Below are 15,730 nucleotides of genomic sequence, written 5' to 3' on the forward strand. Positions count from 1 at the left end.
TTCCTTTGATGACGAAGCGCCTCACCAGATGAACTGGTTTCAGATTGAAGAAGCTGGTTATCTCGAAGGCGACTTTGAGGTTTTCACTGATCGCCTTGCGCTTTCACTGGATGGGTTCAGCGGAAATACGAAGCCATCGGAATTCCTGGCAGCGGGCCTGTGGGCTCCGGATGAAGCCAAGGTGTTCTACGCCGCTATGAGCGATGGTATCTTGCTGAACATCTGCGCCGGCCCGATTCAGATACACTTCCGGGTCGACACCCAGTTCGACGACCAAAGGTACCTGGCGGAATCAGCTGTATCGCGATTGGTCAGCAACATCGATTCCCGCACCGCGCTCGACAGCATCTATTCTTACCCCTACCCGAAGGTCGAAAAGATCCCCGGCGCTTTCAACTGGAAGCTGCTAAGCGGTCCCGACTACCCGAGTCTTGCCCGATTGACGACAACAACAGCAAGCAAAAAGGGGCCCGCGGGCCCCTTTGAACTCTCTCAGGATACCGAGCCTTATGCGGCTGCGGCTTCCTCGTCGGTGCCTTCGGCTTCGATGCGGGCGCGGTCGCCGGCGCCCTTGGCCGAGGTGTCGCGATCGACGAACTCGATGACCGCCATTGCGGCATTGTCGCCGTGGCGGAAGCCCGCCTTCATGATGCGCAGATAGCCGCCGTTGCGGGTGGCGTAGCGCGGCGCGATGGTGTCGAACAGACGCTTGACGACGCCTTCATTGCCGATCTGGGCAATCACCTGGCGGCGCGCATGCAGGTCACCGCGCTTGCCGAGCGTCACCAGCTTCTCGACGATCGGACGCAAATCCTTCGCCTTCGGCAGGGTGGTGACGATCTGCTCGTGCTCGAGCAGCGACACGGCGAGGTTGGCAAACATCGACTTGCGATGGCTGACGCTGCGGGCGAACCGGCGGCCTTTAAATCCGTGGCGCATGGCTCTTCTCCTTCATTCCGGGTTCACGAGGCCTCAGCCTCAGTATTGATCTTCGTAACGCTTGGCGAGGTCTTCGATGTTTTCCGGCGGCCAATCCGGCACTTCCATGCCGAGGTGCAGGCCCATCGCCGCCAAGACTTCCTTGATCTCGTTTAGCGACTTGCGGCCGAAGTTCGGGGTGCGCAGCATCTCGGCTTCGGTCTTCTGGATCAGGTCGCCGATATAGACGATGTTGTCGTTCTTCAGGCAGTTGGCCGAACGCACCGAAAGCTCGAGCTCGTCGACCTTCTTGAGCAGCGCCGGGTTGAAGGCGAGCTCGGTGACGGCCTCGGCCGCGACTTCCTTCTGCGGCTCGTCGAAATTGACGAACAGGCCAAGCTGGTCCTGCAGGATGCGGGCAGCGAAAGCCACCGCGTCCTCGCCCGAGATCGAACCGTCGGTCTCGATCGTCATGGTCAGCTTGTCATAGTCGAGGACCTGGCCCTCGCGGGTGTTCTCGACCTTGTAGGACACCTTCTTGACCGGCGAATAGAGGCTGTCGACCGGGATCAGGCCGATCGGCGCGTCCTCGGCACGGTTGCGCTCTGCCGGCACGTAGCCCTTGCCGGTGTCGACGGTGAATTCCATGCGGATTTCGGCGCCTTCGTCCAGCGTGCAGATGACGTGGTCGGGATTGAGGATCTCGACGTCGCCAACCGTCTGGATGTCGCCGGCGAGCACGGCGCCAGGGCCCTGCTTGCGCACGACCATGCGCTTGGGGCCATCGCCTTCCATGCGGATGGCGATTTCCTTGATGTTCAAGACGATATCGGTCACGTCTTCACGCACGCCGGCGATGGACGAGAATTCATGCAGAACGCCGTCGATCTGCACGGCGGTCACAGCCGCACCGCGCAGCGAAGACAAAAGCACGCGGCGCAGGGCGTTGCCGAGCGTCAGGCCAAAGCCGCGCTCCAGCGGTTCGGCGACCAGCGTGGTCAGCGTCTTCTTCTTCGACGAGAACTCGATCTTGTTCGGCTTGATCAGTTCCTGCCAATTTTTCTGGATCATGATGCTTTCCTTCCGTTGCCCCGCCACCATCCAATCGTGGCGGGCGACCTGGAATGCCGCGGAGGAACGCTTTTGGCGTTCGCGCGGCGTTCGGTAATCTTAGACGCGGCGCTTCTTGCGCGGGCGGCAGCCATTGTGCGGGATCGGCGTCACATCGCGGATCGAGGTGATGGTGAAGCCGGCCGCCTGCAGGGCGCGCAACGCCGATTCACGACCGGAGCCGGGTCCGCAGACCTCGACCTCGAGCATACGCATGCCGTGTTCCTGGGCCTTCTTGGCGACGTCCTCAGCAGCCATCTGGGCAGCGAACGGGGTCGACTTGCGCGAACCCTTGAAGCCCTGGGCACCGGCCGACGACCAGGCGATCGAATTGCCCTGCGCGTCGGTGATGGTGATCATCGTGTTGTTGAAGGTCGAATTGACGTGGGCAACGCCCGACGAGATGTTCTTGCGTTCGCGACGGCGAACACGAGCGGCTTCCTTGGCCATGATGGTCCTTTCAGTTGATCTCTACACCGCCGTAATGCCAGCGGCTCCACCGAGTGAGGGGTGAATGGTCAATGGTGAATAGACCGAGCTATTCACCATTCACGATTTCACCATTCACCAATTACTTCTTCTTGCCGGCGATCGACTTGGCCGGGCCCTTGCGGGTGCGCGCATTGGTATGCGTGCGCTGGCCGCGAACCGGCAGCGAGCGGCGGTGACGCAGGCCGCGGTAGCAGCCGAGGTCCATGAGCCGCTTGATGTTCATCGAGACTTCGCGGCGCAGGTCGCCCTCGACCTGGTAGTCGCGGTCGATCGTCTCGCGGATCTGCAACACTTCCGCGTCGGTCAGCTGGTTGACGCGGCGCTCGGCCGGGATGCCGACCTTGTCGACGATCTCCTGGGCGAACTTCTTGCCAATGCCGTGAATGTACTGAAGCGCAATGACGACGCGCTTGTTGGTCGGAATGTTGACGCCGGCTATACGAGCCATCTTCTTCTCTTCTCCATATGGGCCGGACGAACCGGCGCTTCAGTTGCCCCGCGTCCGGTGGAGGCCGGCCCATGCGGGAGTTTCCAGTTCAAAGCGGCTGCCTTGCCCTTGCGGACAAGCAAAGCTCATGCCTGATAGGAAGACGGGCCGCCATACCCCAGCGGACCGCTCCAGTCAAGCGCAATCGTCTACTTTCTCTATGCCGCCGCCTGGGTGACCGATCTGAGCACCGCTTCGATCTCTCTCGTCACCGTATCGATGTCGGCCATGCCGTCGACGCTCTTCAGCCTGCCCTTGGCATAATAGTAGCCGATCAGCGGCGACGTCTTCTTGTAGTATTCCTTCAGGCGCTCCTCGAACACCGTCGGATTGTCGTCCTTGCGCACCGGCTGTCCGGCCGCCTTGGCCTCTTCGGCGCGTCTGACGATTCGGCCGACCAGCGCCTTATCGTCGACGACAAGTTCGATGACCGCGTCGAGATGGAGGCCGCGGTCCGCAAGCATCGATTCAACCGCATCCGCCTGCACCAGGGTGCGCGGGTAACCGTCGAGGATGAAGCCCTTCGCGCAATCGGCCTGATCGATACGCTCGGCCACGATGGCATTGACGATGGCGTCGGATACCAGCTCGCCGGCATCCATCACCGCCTTGGCGCGCTTGCCGACTTCCGTGCCGGCCTGAACGGCAGCCCGCAGCATGTCCCCCGTGGATAGCTGGGGTATGCCATGTTTTTCCACCAGTCTCTGTGCTTGCGTCCCCTTGCCCGCTCCTGGCGGCCCAAGCAATATCAACCTCATCTGGCCTTCTTCCCCCCGCGCAGCTTCGACTTCTTGATCAGGCCTTCATATTGATGCGCGATCAGGTGGCCCTGAATCTGCGCCACCGTATCGAGCGTGACACTGACCACGATCAGAAGCGATGTGCCACCGAGGTAGAATGGTACGCCAGTCGCTGAAATCAGGAATTCGGGCAGCAGACACACCAGCACCAGGTAGATTGCGCCGACGACGGTGATGCGCGTGAGAACATAGTCGATGTAATCGGCGGTGCGCTCGCCCGGACGGTAACCCGGGATGAAGCCCGAATGCTTCTTGAGCTGGTCGGCGGTGTCCTTCGGGTTGAAGACGATCGCCGTATAGAAGAAGGCGAAGAACACGATCATCGCCGCATAGAACGCCATATAGAGCGGCTGGCCATGGCCGAGCGCCGCCAGGATGGTGCTTGCCCAGGCAGGCATGTTGGTGGTCTGCGAGAAGCCCGCGACCGTTGCCGGCAGCAGCAGCAGCGAGGACGCGAAGATCGGCGGGATGACGCCCGACGTGTTGAGCTTCAACGGCAGATGCGAAGTGTCGCCCTGGAACATGCGGTTGCCGACCTGACGCTTCGGATACTGGATCAGCAGGCGGCGCTGGGCGCGCTCGAAAAACACGATGAGCGCAATGACGACGATGGCCAGCACGATGATCGCCAGGATGAGGCCGGTCGACAGCGCGCCGGTACGGCCAAGTTCCAGCGTGCCGGAGATGGCGTGCGGCAATCCCGCGACGATGCCGGAGAAGATGATCAGCGAGATACCGTTGCCGATACCGCGCGCGGTGATCTGTTCGCCGAGCCACATCAGGAACATGGTGCCGCCGACCAGCGTGACGACGGTCGAGATGCGGAAGAACATGCCGGGATCGTTGACGATGCCGTTGCCGCCTTCCAGGCCGACCGAAATGCCATAGGCTTGGACCAGCGCCAGCAGCACGGTGCCGTAGCGCGTGTACTGGTTGATGATCTTGCGGCCCTGCTCGCCTTCCTTCTTCAACGCCTCCAGCGACGGGATGACCGAGGTCATCAGCTGCATGATGATGGAGGCGGAGATGTAGGGCATGATGCCCAGCGCAAAGATCGCCATGCGCTGCACGGCGCCGCCGGCGAACATGTTGAACATGCCGAGCACGCCCTTGCTCTGCGAGGTGAAGGCCTGGGCGAAAGCGTCGGGATTGATGCCGGGAAGCGGGATGTATGTGCCGAGACGGTAGACGAGCAGCGCGCCGATGGTGAACCAGATGCGTTTCTTCAGGTCCTCCGCCTTGGCGAAAGCCGAAAAATTCAGATTCGAGGCTAGTTGTTCAGCAGCCGAAGCCATGCCTGATTCTCCGCTTGGTCACGCTCGATGGCCTGCCGCTCAGGCGGTGCGTGTCACCGAAGCTCACGAGATAAGCTCCGGACCTTGAACATGCAAGCGGCCGCGTTGACGCGGCCGCCTTATTGATCGGATCAAAGCGCGTTTCGGGGCAAAACCGAAGTCCGGCTCTTGCCGATCGCGCTTCAAATCGCCGTTACTCGGCGGCTGCCTTTTCCGGCACCTTCACCGAACCGCCGGCCTTCTCGATCTTCTCGATCGCGGCCTTGGAGGCGCCGGCGACGTCGAAGGCGAGCTTCGCCTTCAGATCGCCGTCGGAGAGGACGCGCACGCCGTCCTTGACGCGGCGGATGACACCGGCGGCGACGAGGGCCTCGGCCGTCACGGTCGCCTTCGCATCGAGCTTCTTGGCGTCGATCGCGGCCTGGATGCGGGCCAGCGACACAACGGTGAAGCTCTTGGCGAAGATGTTGTTGAAGCCACGCTTCGGCAGGCGCCGATAGAGTGGCATCTGGCCACCCTCGAAGCCGTTGACGGCAACGCCGGAGCGCGCCTTCTGGCCCTTGACGCCGCGACCGGCGGTCTTGCCCGAGCCGGAACCGATGCCGCGGCCGAGACGCTTCTTGGAATGCGTCGCGCCGTCCTTGTCACGCAGATCGTTGAGTTTCATCTTGCTTCTCCTGCGCTCTTGCTCAGCCCTCGTCCACGACGCGGACGAGATGCTGGACGGCAGCGATCATGCCGCGCACGGAGGGCGTATCTTCCAGCGTGCGCTGCTTGTGCATCTTGTTGAGGCCGAGGCCGACCAGCGTCGCGCGCTGCTCCTTCGGCCGGCGGATCGGCGAACCGATCTGCTCGACGGTGATGGTCTTGGTTGCTTTCTTGGCCATGGTCAAAATCCCTGGTCAGCGTCGACTATTCTTCGGTCGCGACGGCGGTGCCGCGGCGAGCCTGAAGGGTCGAATACTTGATGCCGCGCGCGGCAGCCACATCCTTCGGATGCATCTGGCTCTTCAGCGCGTCGAACGTGGCGCGAACCATGTTGTACGGGTTCGACGAACCCATCGACTTGGCGACCACGTCATGCATGCCGAGCGTCTCGAAGACGGCGCGCATCGGGCCGCCGGCGATGATGCCGGTACCCTGCTTGGCAGCGCGCAGTAGCACGCGTCCGGCACCCCAGCGTCCCTCGACGTCGTGGTGCAGCGTACGGCCCGAGCGCAGCGGCACGAAGATCATGTCGCGCTTGGCCGATTCGGTCGCCTTGCGGATCGCCTCCGGCACTTCGCGCGCCTTGCCGTGGCCGAAGCCGACGCGGCCCTTCTGGTCGCCGACGACGACGAGTGCTGCAAAACCGAAGCGACGGCCGCCCTTGACGACCTTGGCGACGCGGTTGATGTGGACGAGCTTGTCCACCATGCCATCGTCGCGCTCTTCGCGATCACGGCCGCGGCCGCCATCCCTACGTTCCTGTGCCATATCCTGTTCCTTGTTTTTTTCCGGAAGCACGGTTGATGATGATATCCGGTGCCGCTTTGGGTCACCGGGGGCGAAAAATTAGAAGCTGAGCCCACCTTCGCGGGCAGCCTCGGCCAGCGCCTTGACGCGGCCGTGATAGATGTACGGACCACGGTCGAAGACGACTTCCTTGACGCCGGCCTTCGAAGCACGCTCGGCGATCAGCTTGCCGATCGCGGCGGCAGCCGCGGTGTCGGCGCCGGTCTTGAGCGAACCCTTGAGGTCCTTCTCCAAGGTCGAGGCGGCGGCGATGGTGTGGCCCTTGGCGTCGTCGATCACCTGGACGTAGATGTTCTTCGACGTGCGGTGGACCGAGAGCCGCGGACGCTCGCCGGCGACCTTCTTGATCTGGCGGCGGACGCGCTGCGCACGGCGCTGCGTGGATTCCTTGGTACCCATGGTGGTTCTTCCTAGCCTTCAAAAAACGGGGGCCGCCATGTGCGGTAAGCGAAAGCGCCTCCCGCGACCGCTCCCCGCGGCGTTACACTTACTTCTTCTTGCCTTCCTTGCGGACGATCTTCTCGCCGGCGTAACGCACGCCCTTGCCCTTGTAGGGCTCGGGACCGCGATACTCGCGGATCTCCGCGGCAACCTGGCCGACCATCTGCTTGTCGATGCCGGTCACGGTGATTTCCGTCGGCTTCGGCACGGTGATCGTGATGCCCTGCGGCGTCTCGTAGACGACGTCATGGCTGAAGCCGAGCGCGAGCTGCAGGTTCTTGCCCTGCATGGCGGCACGATAGCCGACGCCGGTGATCTCGAGCTTCTTCTCAAAGCCGTCCTTGACGCCCTGCAGGATGTTGACGATCTGCGTGCGCGACATGCCCCACTTGGCGCGGGCGGTCTTGGTCTGGTCGCGCGGCTGGACGGCGATCTCGGTGCCTTCCATCTTGACCAGCACTTCGTCGTTCACCACGAACTTCAGCTCGCCCTTGGGGCCCTTCGCCGTCACGGTCTGGCCGTTGACGGACGCGGTCACGCCCTGCGGCAGCGAAACGGGTTTCTTTCCAATACGAGACATTTTGTTGTCCTCGTCACTTCTCTTGGTTCAGGTTCCAGTTTCCGGGCATTCCCGAAAACCGGATACCGCTTTCGATATCTCGTGCCAGATCAGAAGATCTGGCAGAGGATTTCGCCACCGACATTCTGCTCGCGCGCTTCGTGGTCGGCCATCACGCCCTTCGGTGTCGAAAGGATGGCGATGCCGAGGCCGTTGGCGACGTGCGGAATCGACTTGGCCGAAACGTAGACACGGCGGCCAGGCTTCGAGACGCGGGCGATTTCGCGCACGACCGGCGCACCGTCGAAATACTTCAGCTCGATCTCGATTTCGGACTTGCCGTTGTCGAAGTCGGTCTGGCTGTAGTCGCGGATATAGCCTTCCGCCTTCAGCACGTCGAGGACGCGGGTACGCAGGCGCGAGGCCGGCGTCGAAACGCTCGACTTCTTGCGGCCATAGGCGTTGCGGATGCGGGTCAGCATATCGCCGAGAGGATCGCTCAATGACATGTTATGTCCTCCTTACCAGCTCGACTTGACCAGGCCCGGGATCTGGCCGTTATTGCCGAGATCACGAAGCGCGATGCGCGATACCTTGAGCTTGCGATAGTAGGCACGCGGACGGCCAGTGACTTCGCAGCGGTTGCGGATGCGGATCTTGGCCGAGTTGCGCGGCAACGCCGCGAGTTTCAACTGGGCGCGGAAGCGCTCTTCCATCGGCTTGGACTGATCCATGATGATGGCCTTGAGCGCCTTGCGCTTGGCGGCAAACTGGTCCGCAAGCTTCCGGCGCCTGTTGTTCTTCTCGACTGAGCTGGTCTTTGCCATTTCAGATTTTTCCTTTTTCGCTGCCGTTACTGGCGGAAGGGGAAGTTGAAAGCCTTGAGCAATGCCCTGGCTTCGTCGTCCGTCTTCGCCGTCGTACAAACGATGACGTCCATGCCCCAGACCTGATCAACCTTGTCGTAGTTGATCTCCGGGAACACGATGTGTTCCTTGATGCCCATGGCGTAGTTGCCACGGCCATCGAAGCTCTTCGGATTGAGTCCGCGGAAGTCGCGGACGCGCGGCAGCGCGATGTTCACGAGACGGTCGAGGAACTCGTACATGCGTTCCTTGCGCAGCGTGACCTTGGCGCCGATCGGCATCTTCTCGCGGACCTTGAAGCCGGCGATCGAATTGCGGGCGCGGGTGACGACGGCCTTCTGGCCGGCGATCATCGCCAGGTCTTCGGCCGCGATCGAAGGCTTCTTCGAATCGCCGGTCGCTTCGCCGACGCCCATGTTCAGCACGATCTTGTCGATGCGCGGAACCTGCATCTCGTTCTCGTAGCCGAACTGCTCCTGCAGCGCCTTGCGGATGGTCTCGTTGTAGACCTGCTTGAGGCGCGGCGTGTTGGCGGCAGCCGCCTGCTTGGATTGAGCCTTAGCCATTGATGACTTCTCCCGAGCGCTTGGCGACGCGCACCTTCTTGCCGTCCTTCTGGAAGATGAAGCCGACGCGGGTCGGCTTGCCATCCTTGGGGTCGGCCAGCGCGATGTTCGACAGCTGGATCGGCGCTTCCTTGGTGATGATCCCGCCCTCTTGGGACTGGGACTGCTTCTGGTGACGACGGATCATGTTGACGCCGCGCACCAGCGCGGTGTCGTCCTTCGGCTGCACCGAGAGGACTTCGCCCGAACGGCCCTTGTCCTTGCCGGCCAGCACGACGACCTTGTCGCCTTTTCTAATCTTTTGCATTGGTCCGGCTCCTTACAGCACTTCAGGCGCGAGCGAGATGATCTTCATGTGGTTCTTGGCGCGGAGTTCGCGCGGAACCGGTCCGAAGATACGCGTGCCGATCGGCTCTTTCTTGTTGTCGACCAGAACGGCCGCGTTCTTGTCGAAACGGATCACGCTGCCGTCCGGGCGGCGGATGTCCTTGGCCGTGCGAACCACGACCGCCTTCATCACATCGCCCTTCTTCACGCGGCCGCGCGGAATGGCTTCCTTGATCGACACCACGATGATGTCGCCCACGGAAGCGTATTTCCGCTTCGAGCCGCCCAGCACCTTGATGCACATGACACGACGAGCGCCGGAATTATCCGCGACGTCGAGGTTTGTTTGCATCTGAATCATGACTGGCCGCCTTCTTCTCTTCTTAACGGGACGGGTTCTTCACCCTTCCCCGGTCTGTCCAAAATTCGTTTGTTACGCCTGGTCCGAGGCTACGACGATCCAGCGCTTGTCCTTGGAAATCGGCTTCGATTCCTGGATGAACACCTGATCGCCAACCTTGTGGGCGTTGTTCTCGTCGTGCGCCTTGTACTTCTTGGTCATGCGCACGGTCTTCTTCATCACGGGATGCGTGAAGCGCCGTTCGACCTTGACGACAACCGTCTTCTCGTTCTTGTCGCTGACGACGGTGCCCTGCAGAATGCGCTTTGGCATGGTTTTCGTCCTTAAGCCTTCTTGGCCGCGGACTTTTCCGCAGCGATGGTCTTGATGCGCGCAATGTCCTTGCGGACCTGCCTCACGCGCGCGGTCTTCTCGAGCTGGCCGGTGGCCTTCTGAAAGCGCAGGTTGAACTGCTCCTTCTTCAGGCTGGCCAAATCGTCGGTCAGCTGGTCCTGGGTCTTGGTCCGGATGTCTTCGGCTTTCATGATCAGCCCGTCCTTATTCTGCGATGCGCTGTACGAAGCGCGTCCTGACCGAGAGCTTGGCCGCGCCGAGACGCAGCGCCTCACGGGCGGTTTCTTCGTTGACGCCGTCGATCTCGAACATGATGCGGCCCGGCTTGACGCGCGCCGCCCAGTAGTCGACCGCGCCCTTACCCTTGCCCATGCGGACTTCGGTCGGCTTCGAAGTGACCGGCACGTCCGGGAAAATACGGATCCAGACGCGACCGGCGCGCTTCATCTCGCGGGTGATCGCGCGGCGAGCCGCCTCGATCTCGCGCGCGGTGACGCGGTTCGGCTCAAGCGCCTTCAGCCCGAAACCGCCGAAATCCAGGTTGGTGCCGCCCTTGGCGGTACCATGGATGCGGCCCTTGAACTGCTTGCGGAACTTTGTGCGCTTTGGCTGCAGCATCGTTCTAACTCCAAATTCCTAAATGTCTCAGGCGTTTTCGCGACGGCGACCGCGTTCGCGCTCGCCACCACCACCGCCATGCGAATGATCGCCCTCGGTGGCGCGGCGCTCCGAAGCCATCGGGTCGTGCTCGAGGATCTCGCCCTTGAACACCCAGACCTTGACGCCGCAGATGCCGTAGGCGGTCTGCGCCTCGGCCGTGCCGTAGTCGACGTCGGCGCGCAGCGTATGCAGCGGCACGCGGCCTTCGCGGTACCATTCCATGCGCGCGATTTCGGCGCCGCCCAGACGTCCCGAGCAGTTGATGCGGATGCCTTCGGCACCGAGGCGCATCGCCGACTGCACGGCGCGCTTCATGGCGCGGCGGAACGCGATTCGGCGCTCGAGCTGCTGGGCGATCGACTGGGCGACCAGCGTCGCGTCGATCTCGGGCTTGCGCACCTCGACGATGTTGAGGTGCGTCTCGGACTTCGTCATCTCCATCAGCTTCTTGCGAAGCTTCTCGATGTCGGCGCCCTTCTTGCCGATGATCAGGCCCGGACGCGCCGCATGGATGGTGACGCGGCACTTCTTGTGCGGACGCTCGATCACGACCTTCGAGATCGCGGCCTGCTTGAGTTCCTTCTCAAGATACTTGCGGATCTTGATGTCCTCATGCAGCAGCTGGCCGTATTCGCCGGTGTTCGCGAACCAGCGCGAATCCCAGGTACGGTTGATGCCGAGACGCAGCCCGATCGGATTGACTTTCTGGCCCATTATGCGGCCTCCCCTTTTTCCTCGACTTCACGAACGACGATCGTGAGGTGCGAGAACGGCTTCTCGATACGGCTGGCGCGACCACGGCCACGGGCATGGAACCGCTTCATGACGATCGACTTGCCGACATAGGCTTCCGCCACGATCAGCGCATCGACGTCGAGGTCGTGGTTGTTTTCCGCGTTGGCGATCGCCGATTCCAGCGTCTTCTTGACCGTGCCGGAAATCCGCTTGGCCGAGAATTCGAGGTCGGAAAGCGCTGTCGCGACCTTCTTGCCGCGGATCAGCGCGGCAACCAGGTTCAGCTTCTGCGGGCTGATACGGATCGTGCGCAGAACGGCGCGCGCTTCGTTGTCAGCAAGCCTGCGCGGAGCTTTGGCCTTGCCCATGATTATTTCCTCTTCGCCTTCTTATCCGCGCCGTGACCGTAATAGGTCCGGGTCGGAGCGAATTCACCGAACTTGTGACCGACCATGTCCTCGTTCACGGAGACGGGAACATGCTTCTGGCCGTTGTAGACACCGAAGGTGAAGCCGACGAACTGCGGCAGGATGGTGGAGCGGCGGCTCCACATCTTGATCACCTCATTGCGACCACCTTCACGAACCTTGTCCACCTTCTTGAGAAGGTAGCCGTCGATGAAGGGGCCTTTCCAAATAGAACGAGTCACTTGGCGTTACCTCTTCTTAGCTCTTGCGCTGATGGCGCGAGCGCAGGATGAACTTGTCGGTCGCCTTGTTGGACCGCGTCTTCTTGCCCTTGGTCGGCTTGCCCCAGGGCGAAACCGGATGGCGGCCACCCGAGGTGCGGCCTTCGCCGCCGCCATGCGGATGGTCGACCGGGTTCATGGTCACGCCGCGATTGTGCGGGCGCTTGCCGCGCCACACGGTGCGGCCTGCCTTGCCGTCATTGATGTTGCCGTGGTCGGGGTTCGACACCGCGCCGACGGTCGCCATGCAGGAGCCGTGCACGACACGCTGCTCGCCCGAGTTGAGGCGCAGGATCGCCATGCCCTGGTCGCGGCCGACGAGCTGGGCGTAGCCGCCCGCCGAACGGGCAACCTGGGCGCCCTTGCCCGGCTTCAGCTCGATGTTGTGGACGATCGTGCCGACCGGCATCGAGGCCAGCGGCATCGCATTGCCCGGCTTCACGTCGACCGCTTCGCCGGCCACGATCTTGTCGCCGGCGGCAAGGCGCTGCGGGGCGATGATGTAGGACAGCTCGCCATCGTCGTACTTGATCAGAGCGATGAAGGCGCTGCGGTTCGGATCGTATTCGATGCGCTCCACCGTGCCGACGACGTCGAACTTGCGGCGCTTGAAGTCGATGATGCGGTACGTACGCTTGTGCCCGCCGCCGATGAAGCGGGCAGTGATGCGGCCGTGATTGTTGCGGCCGCCCGACTTGGTCAGGCCTTCGGTCAGGCCCTTGACGGGCTTGCCCTTGTAGAGGCCCGAGCGGTCGACGATGACCAGCTGGCGGGTGCTCGGCGTTACCGGGTTGAATTTCTTAAGTGCCATTGTCCTGTCCTCGCGGCCTAGCTCAGAGACCCGTCGCGACGTCGATCGACTGGCCGTCGGCCAGCGTCACTACCGCCTTCTTGACGTCGCTCTGGCGGCCGATCGTGCCGCGGAAGCGCTTGATCTTGCCCTTGCGGACAAGCGTGTTCACGGCCATCACCTTGACGCCAAACAGCGCTTCGACAGCGGCCTTGATTTCCGGCTTCGACGCCTTCTTGGCGACGTTGAAGACGACCTGATTCTGCTCGGAAGCCATGGTCGACTTTTCGGTGATCGCCGGCGAAACGATCACGTCGTAGTGACGAAGGTCGGTCATTTGAAGCGCTCCTCGAGAGCCTCGACGGCGGCCTTCGAAAGGACCAGCGTGCCGCGGCGCAGAATGTCGTAGACGTTGATGCCCTGGATGGGCAGCACGTCGATGTTCGGGATGTTGGTCGCCGCCAGCTTGAAGTTCTGGTCAAGCTCGGCGCCGCCGATCACCAAGGCGTTGGTCAGGCCGAGCGTCGCGAAATTCGCGATCAGCGCCTTTGTCTTGGCCTCGGTCATCTTCAGCTCGTCGATGACGATGATCGACGCGCTCTTGGCCTTGGCCGAGAGAGCATGCTTGAGGCCGAGCGCGCGAACCTTCTTCGGCAGGTCGTGCTCGTGGCTGCGAACGACCGGGCCGTGTGCCTTGCCGCCGCCGCGGAACTGCGGAGCGCGTGCCGAATGGTGACGGGCGCGGCCCGTACCCTTCTGCTTGTACATCTTGGCGCCGGTGCGCGCGATCTCGGCGCGGCCCTTGGCCTTGTGCGTGCCCTGCTGCTTCTTGGCCAGCTGCCAGCGCACGACGCGCTGCAGGATGTCCTCGCGCGGATCAAGGCCGAAAATCTCCTCGGAGAGTTTCACCTTGCCGGCGTCCTTGCCGCCCAGCGTTGTGATCTTGAGGTCCATTATTCCGCTCCCTCTGTGGCCGAGGCATCGTTCTTGGCGCCACTTTCGGCAGCAACGGCACGGATCGCGGCAGGCTTCGGCGCATTGGCCGGCAGCGCAACCTTGGCCGCGTCGCGGACCAGGATCCATGCACCCTTCGAACCGGGAACCGCACCGCGGATCAGGATCAGGCCGCGGTCGGCGTCGGTCGAAACGATCTCGACATTCTGCGTGGTGACGCGGGTGTCACCCATGTGGCCAGCCATATGCTTGCCCTTGAACACCTTGCCCGGGTCCTGGCGCTGGCCGGTCGAGCCGTGCGTACGGTGCGATACCGAGTTACCGTGCGTTGCGCGGCCGCCACCCATGTGGTGACGCTTGATGACGCCCTGGAAACCCTTGCCGATCGTCGTGCCCGTCACATCGACCTTCTGGCCGGCGACGAAGTGCTCGACCGTGATCTCGGCGCCGACATCGATCATGTTGTCGGCGGAGACGCGGAACTCGGCGACCTTCGCCTTCGGCTCGACGGAAGCGGTCGCGAAATGGCCGCGCATCGCCTTCGACGTGTTCTTCACCTTGGCAAGGCCAACGCCGAGCTGGACGGCGGTATAGCCGTTCTTCTCCTGCGTGCGCTGCGCCACGACCTGGCAGTTCTCCATCTGGAGAACGGTGACGGGAACATGCTCCCCGGCATCATTATAGATGCGGGTCATTCCCACCTTCTTTGCAATCACACCTGAACGCATCGGTTCAATTCCTTTAGAGTTCCGGGCCAGGGGCACCGCCCCTTACCGCGCTCTCATTCCCTTAGAGCTTGATCTCGACGTCCACACCGGCGGCCAGATCGAGCTTCATCAAAGCATCGACCGTCTGCGGGGTCGGATCGACGATGTCGAGCAGACGCTTGTGCGTGCGCATCTCGAACTGCTCGCGGCTCTTCTTGTCGACGTGAGGCGACCGGTTGACCGTAAACTTTTCGATCCGCGTCGGCAGCGGAATGGGGCCGCGGACGTTGGCGCCGGTGCGCTTGGCCGTCGACACGATTTCCCGTGTCGAGGCGTCGAGCACCCGGTGATCAAACGCCTTCAGGCGGATGCGGATATTCTGTCCGTTCATGCGTCACTTCCTTGTTCTGGCGCGGCGCGGGCAACTCCCGCGCCCGCGACAGATCGGTTTAAGTCCAAATTACTCTTTGATGGTGACGACGATGCCGGCACCGACGGTGCGGCCGCCTTCACGGATGGCGAAGCGCAGCTTCTCTTCCATGGCGATCGGCACGATCAGCTCGACATCGACCGTGATGTTGTCGCCGGGCATCACCATCTCGGTGCCTTCCGGCAGCGACACGATGCCGGTCACGTCGGTGGTGCGGAAGTAGAACTGCGGGCGGTAGTTGGTGAAGAACGGCGTGTGACGGCCACCTTCGTCCTTGGTCAGGATGTAGGCTTCGGCCACGAACTTCTTGTGCGGCTTCACCGTGCCGGGCTTGGCCAGGACCTGGCCGCGCTCGACGCCTTCACGGTCAACGCCGCGCAGCAGCGCGCCGATGTTGTCGCCGGCCTGGCCCTGGTCGAGCAGCTTGCGGAACATCTCGACGCCCGTGCAGGTCGTCTTGGTGGTCGGACGGATGCCGACGATTTCCAGTTCCTCGCCGACCTTGACCACGCCGCGCTCGACGCGGCCGGTGACGACCGTGCCGCGACCCGAGATCGAGAACACGTCTTCGATCGGCATCAGGAACGGCTTGTCCAGCGGACGAACCGGCGTCGGGATGTAGGCGTCGACCTGAGCCATCAGCTCGCGGATCGCGTCCTCGCCGATCTTCTTGTCGGAATCTTCCAGAGCCGCCAG

Annotated in this window: 28 protein-coding genes; all 28 read right to left on the reverse strand. The window is 62.6% G+C overall.

The genetic code is table 11. The annotated features are described in order from the left end of the window. Positions 1-507 precede the first annotated feature (507 nt). Positions 508-939, reverse strand: a complete 432-nt coding sequence (gene rplQ, locus AC04SI_RS23430) for a 50S ribosomal protein L17 (protein ID WP_192181208.1) — start codon at positions 937-939, stop codon at positions 508-510. Positions 940-978: 39 nt separating this feature from the next. After that, a complete protein-coding gene (locus AC04SI_RS23435) occupies positions 979-1,989 on the reverse strand; it encodes a DNA-directed RNA polymerase subunit alpha (RefSeq protein ID WP_006205443.1) in 1,011 nt (336 codons plus the stop codon). A gap of 99 nt (positions 1,990-2,088) precedes the next feature. Continuing rightward, complete coding sequence (gene rpsK / locus AC04SI_RS23440) at positions 2,089-2,478, reverse strand: 30S ribosomal protein S11 (protein WP_006205444.1); 390 nt, start codon at positions 2,476-2,478, stop codon at positions 2,089-2,091. Between the two features lie 121 nt (positions 2,479-2,599). Next, positions 2,600-2,968, reverse strand: a complete 369-nt coding sequence (rpsM, locus tag AC04SI_RS23445; protein WP_006205445.1) for a 30S ribosomal protein S13 — start codon at positions 2,966-2,968, stop codon at positions 2,600-2,602. A 197-nt stretch (positions 2,969-3,165) separates the two neighbouring features. Then, entirely contained in the window at positions 3,166-3,765 is a 600-nt protein-coding gene (locus tag AC04SI_RS23450; protein WP_192181209.1) for an adenylate kinase, read from the reverse strand. After that, positions 3,762-5,102 carry a preprotein translocase subunit SecY gene (secY, locus tag AC04SI_RS23455; RefSeq protein WP_404282557.1) on the reverse strand — a complete coding sequence of 447 codons (1,341 nt, stop codon included), beginning with the start codon at positions 5,100-5,102 and terminating at the stop codon, positions 3,762-3,764. The genes AC04SI_RS23450 and secY overlap by 4 nt, the downstream gene beginning before the upstream one ends. Before the next feature lie 193 nt (positions 5,103-5,295). Continuing rightward, entirely contained in the window at positions 5,296-5,769 is a 474-nt protein-coding gene (gene rplO, locus AC04SI_RS23460) for a 50S ribosomal protein L15 (protein WP_006205448.1), read from the reverse strand. A 22-nt stretch (positions 5,770-5,791) separates the two neighbouring features. Next, the gene (gene rpmD, locus AC04SI_RS23465) at positions 5,792-5,989 is read right to left on the reverse strand and encodes a 50S ribosomal protein L30 (RefSeq protein WP_006205449.1); all 198 of its coding nucleotides are present in this window, start codon (positions 5,987-5,989) and stop codon (positions 5,792-5,794) included. A 25-nt stretch (positions 5,990-6,014) separates the two neighbouring features. Next, positions 6,015-6,578, reverse strand: coding sequence for a 30S ribosomal protein S5 (gene rpsE, locus AC04SI_RS23470; RefSeq protein WP_006205450.1), 564 nt, complete (start codon positions 6,576-6,578; stop codon positions 6,015-6,017). A gap of 78 nt (positions 6,579-6,656) precedes the next feature. Then, on the reverse strand, positions 6,657-7,016 hold the full coding sequence (gene rplR, locus AC04SI_RS23475; protein ID WP_006205451.1) for a 50S ribosomal protein L18: 360 nt from the start codon (positions 7,014-7,016) through the stop codon (positions 6,657-6,659). Positions 7,017-7,104: 88 nt separating this feature from the next. Then, on the reverse strand, positions 7,105-7,638 hold the full coding sequence (gene rplF / locus AC04SI_RS23480) for a 50S ribosomal protein L6 (protein WP_006205452.1): 534 nt from the start codon (positions 7,636-7,638) through the stop codon (positions 7,105-7,107). 89 nt (positions 7,639-7,727) lie between these two features. Next, positions 7,728-8,126, reverse strand: a complete 399-nt coding sequence (rpsH, locus tag AC04SI_RS23485; RefSeq protein WP_006205453.1) for a 30S ribosomal protein S8 — start codon at positions 8,124-8,126, stop codon at positions 7,728-7,730. Positions 8,127-8,138: 12 nt separating this feature from the next. Then, positions 8,139-8,444: a 30S ribosomal protein S14 gene (gene rpsN / locus AC04SI_RS23490; protein ID WP_404282552.1), complete on the reverse strand. Its 306-nt coding sequence runs from the start codon at positions 8,442-8,444 to the stop codon at positions 8,139-8,141. Positions 8,445-8,470: 26 nt separating this feature from the next. Then, positions 8,471-9,049: a 50S ribosomal protein L5 gene (rplE, locus tag AC04SI_RS23495; RefSeq protein ID WP_006205455.1), complete on the reverse strand. Its 579-nt coding sequence runs from the start codon at positions 9,047-9,049 to the stop codon at positions 8,471-8,473. After that, a complete protein-coding gene (gene rplX, locus AC04SI_RS23500; RefSeq protein WP_006205456.1) occupies positions 9,042-9,356 on the reverse strand; it encodes a 50S ribosomal protein L24 in 315 nt (104 codons plus the stop codon). The genes rplE and rplX overlap by 8 nt, the downstream gene beginning before the upstream one ends. A gap of 12 nt (positions 9,357-9,368) precedes the next feature. Further along, positions 9,369-9,737, reverse strand: coding sequence for a 50S ribosomal protein L14 (gene rplN / locus AC04SI_RS23505; RefSeq protein WP_006205457.1), 369 nt, complete (start codon positions 9,735-9,737; stop codon positions 9,369-9,371). Between the two features lie 72 nt (positions 9,738-9,809). Then, entirely contained in the window at positions 9,810-10,049 is a 240-nt protein-coding gene (gene rpsQ, locus AC04SI_RS23510; RefSeq protein ID WP_006205458.1) for a 30S ribosomal protein S17, read from the reverse strand. A gap of 11 nt (positions 10,050-10,060) precedes the next feature. After that, positions 10,061-10,261, reverse strand: a complete 201-nt coding sequence (gene rpmC / locus AC04SI_RS23515) for a 50S ribosomal protein L29 (protein ID WP_006205459.1) — start codon at positions 10,259-10,261, stop codon at positions 10,061-10,063. Positions 10,262-10,274: 13 nt separating this feature from the next. Next, on the reverse strand, positions 10,275-10,688 hold the full coding sequence (rplP, locus tag AC04SI_RS23520; protein WP_006205460.1) for a 50S ribosomal protein L16: 414 nt from the start codon (positions 10,686-10,688) through the stop codon (positions 10,275-10,277). 27 nt (positions 10,689-10,715) lie between these two features. After that, complete coding sequence (gene rpsC / locus AC04SI_RS23525) at positions 10,716-11,444, reverse strand: 30S ribosomal protein S3 (protein WP_192181211.1); 729 nt, start codon at positions 11,442-11,444, stop codon at positions 10,716-10,718. Then, positions 11,444-11,833 (reverse strand): 50S ribosomal protein L22, encoded by a 390-nt coding sequence (rplV, locus tag AC04SI_RS23530; RefSeq protein WP_006205462.1) that lies wholly within the window; start codon positions 11,831-11,833, stop codon positions 11,444-11,446. Before rplV ends, rpsC begins: the two co-directional genes overlap by 1 nt. Before the next feature lie 2 nt (positions 11,834-11,835). Continuing rightward, on the reverse strand, positions 11,836-12,114 hold the full coding sequence (rpsS, locus tag AC04SI_RS23535) for a 30S ribosomal protein S19 (protein ID WP_006205463.1): 279 nt from the start codon (positions 12,112-12,114) through the stop codon (positions 11,836-11,838). Positions 12,115-12,130: 16 nt separating this feature from the next. Continuing rightward, positions 12,131-12,964, reverse strand: a complete 834-nt coding sequence (rplB, locus tag AC04SI_RS23540; RefSeq protein WP_006205464.1) for a 50S ribosomal protein L2 — start codon at positions 12,962-12,964, stop codon at positions 12,131-12,133. A gap of 22 nt (positions 12,965-12,986) precedes the next feature. Continuing rightward, the gene (locus tag AC04SI_RS23545) at positions 12,987-13,280 is read right to left on the reverse strand and encodes a 50S ribosomal protein L23 (protein ID WP_006205465.1); all 294 of its coding nucleotides are present in this window, start codon (positions 13,278-13,280) and stop codon (positions 12,987-12,989) included. Next, positions 13,277-13,897 carry a 50S ribosomal protein L4 gene (rplD, locus tag AC04SI_RS23550; RefSeq protein WP_404282542.1) on the reverse strand — a complete coding sequence of 207 codons (621 nt, stop codon included), beginning with the start codon at positions 13,895-13,897 and terminating at the stop codon, positions 13,277-13,279. The genes AC04SI_RS23545 and rplD overlap by 4 nt, the downstream gene beginning before the upstream one ends. Next, positions 13,897-14,625 (reverse strand): 50S ribosomal protein L3, encoded by a 729-nt coding sequence (gene rplC / locus AC04SI_RS23555; protein WP_404282540.1) that lies wholly within the window; start codon positions 14,623-14,625, stop codon positions 13,897-13,899. The genes rplD and rplC overlap by 1 nt, the downstream gene beginning before the upstream one ends. A 61-nt stretch (positions 14,626-14,686) precedes the next feature. Then, entirely contained in the window at positions 14,687-14,995 is a 309-nt protein-coding gene (gene rpsJ / locus AC04SI_RS23560) for a 30S ribosomal protein S10 (RefSeq protein ID WP_006205468.1), read from the reverse strand. 69 nt (positions 14,996-15,064) lie between these two features. Beyond that, positions 15,065-15,730: EF-Tu C-terminal domain-related protein (locus tag AC04SI_RS23565; protein WP_488474959.1), on the reverse strand; the 666-nt coding region annotated here is incomplete at its 5' end.

The organism is Mesorhizobium sp. CNPSo 4689 (genome assembly GCF_057784325.1).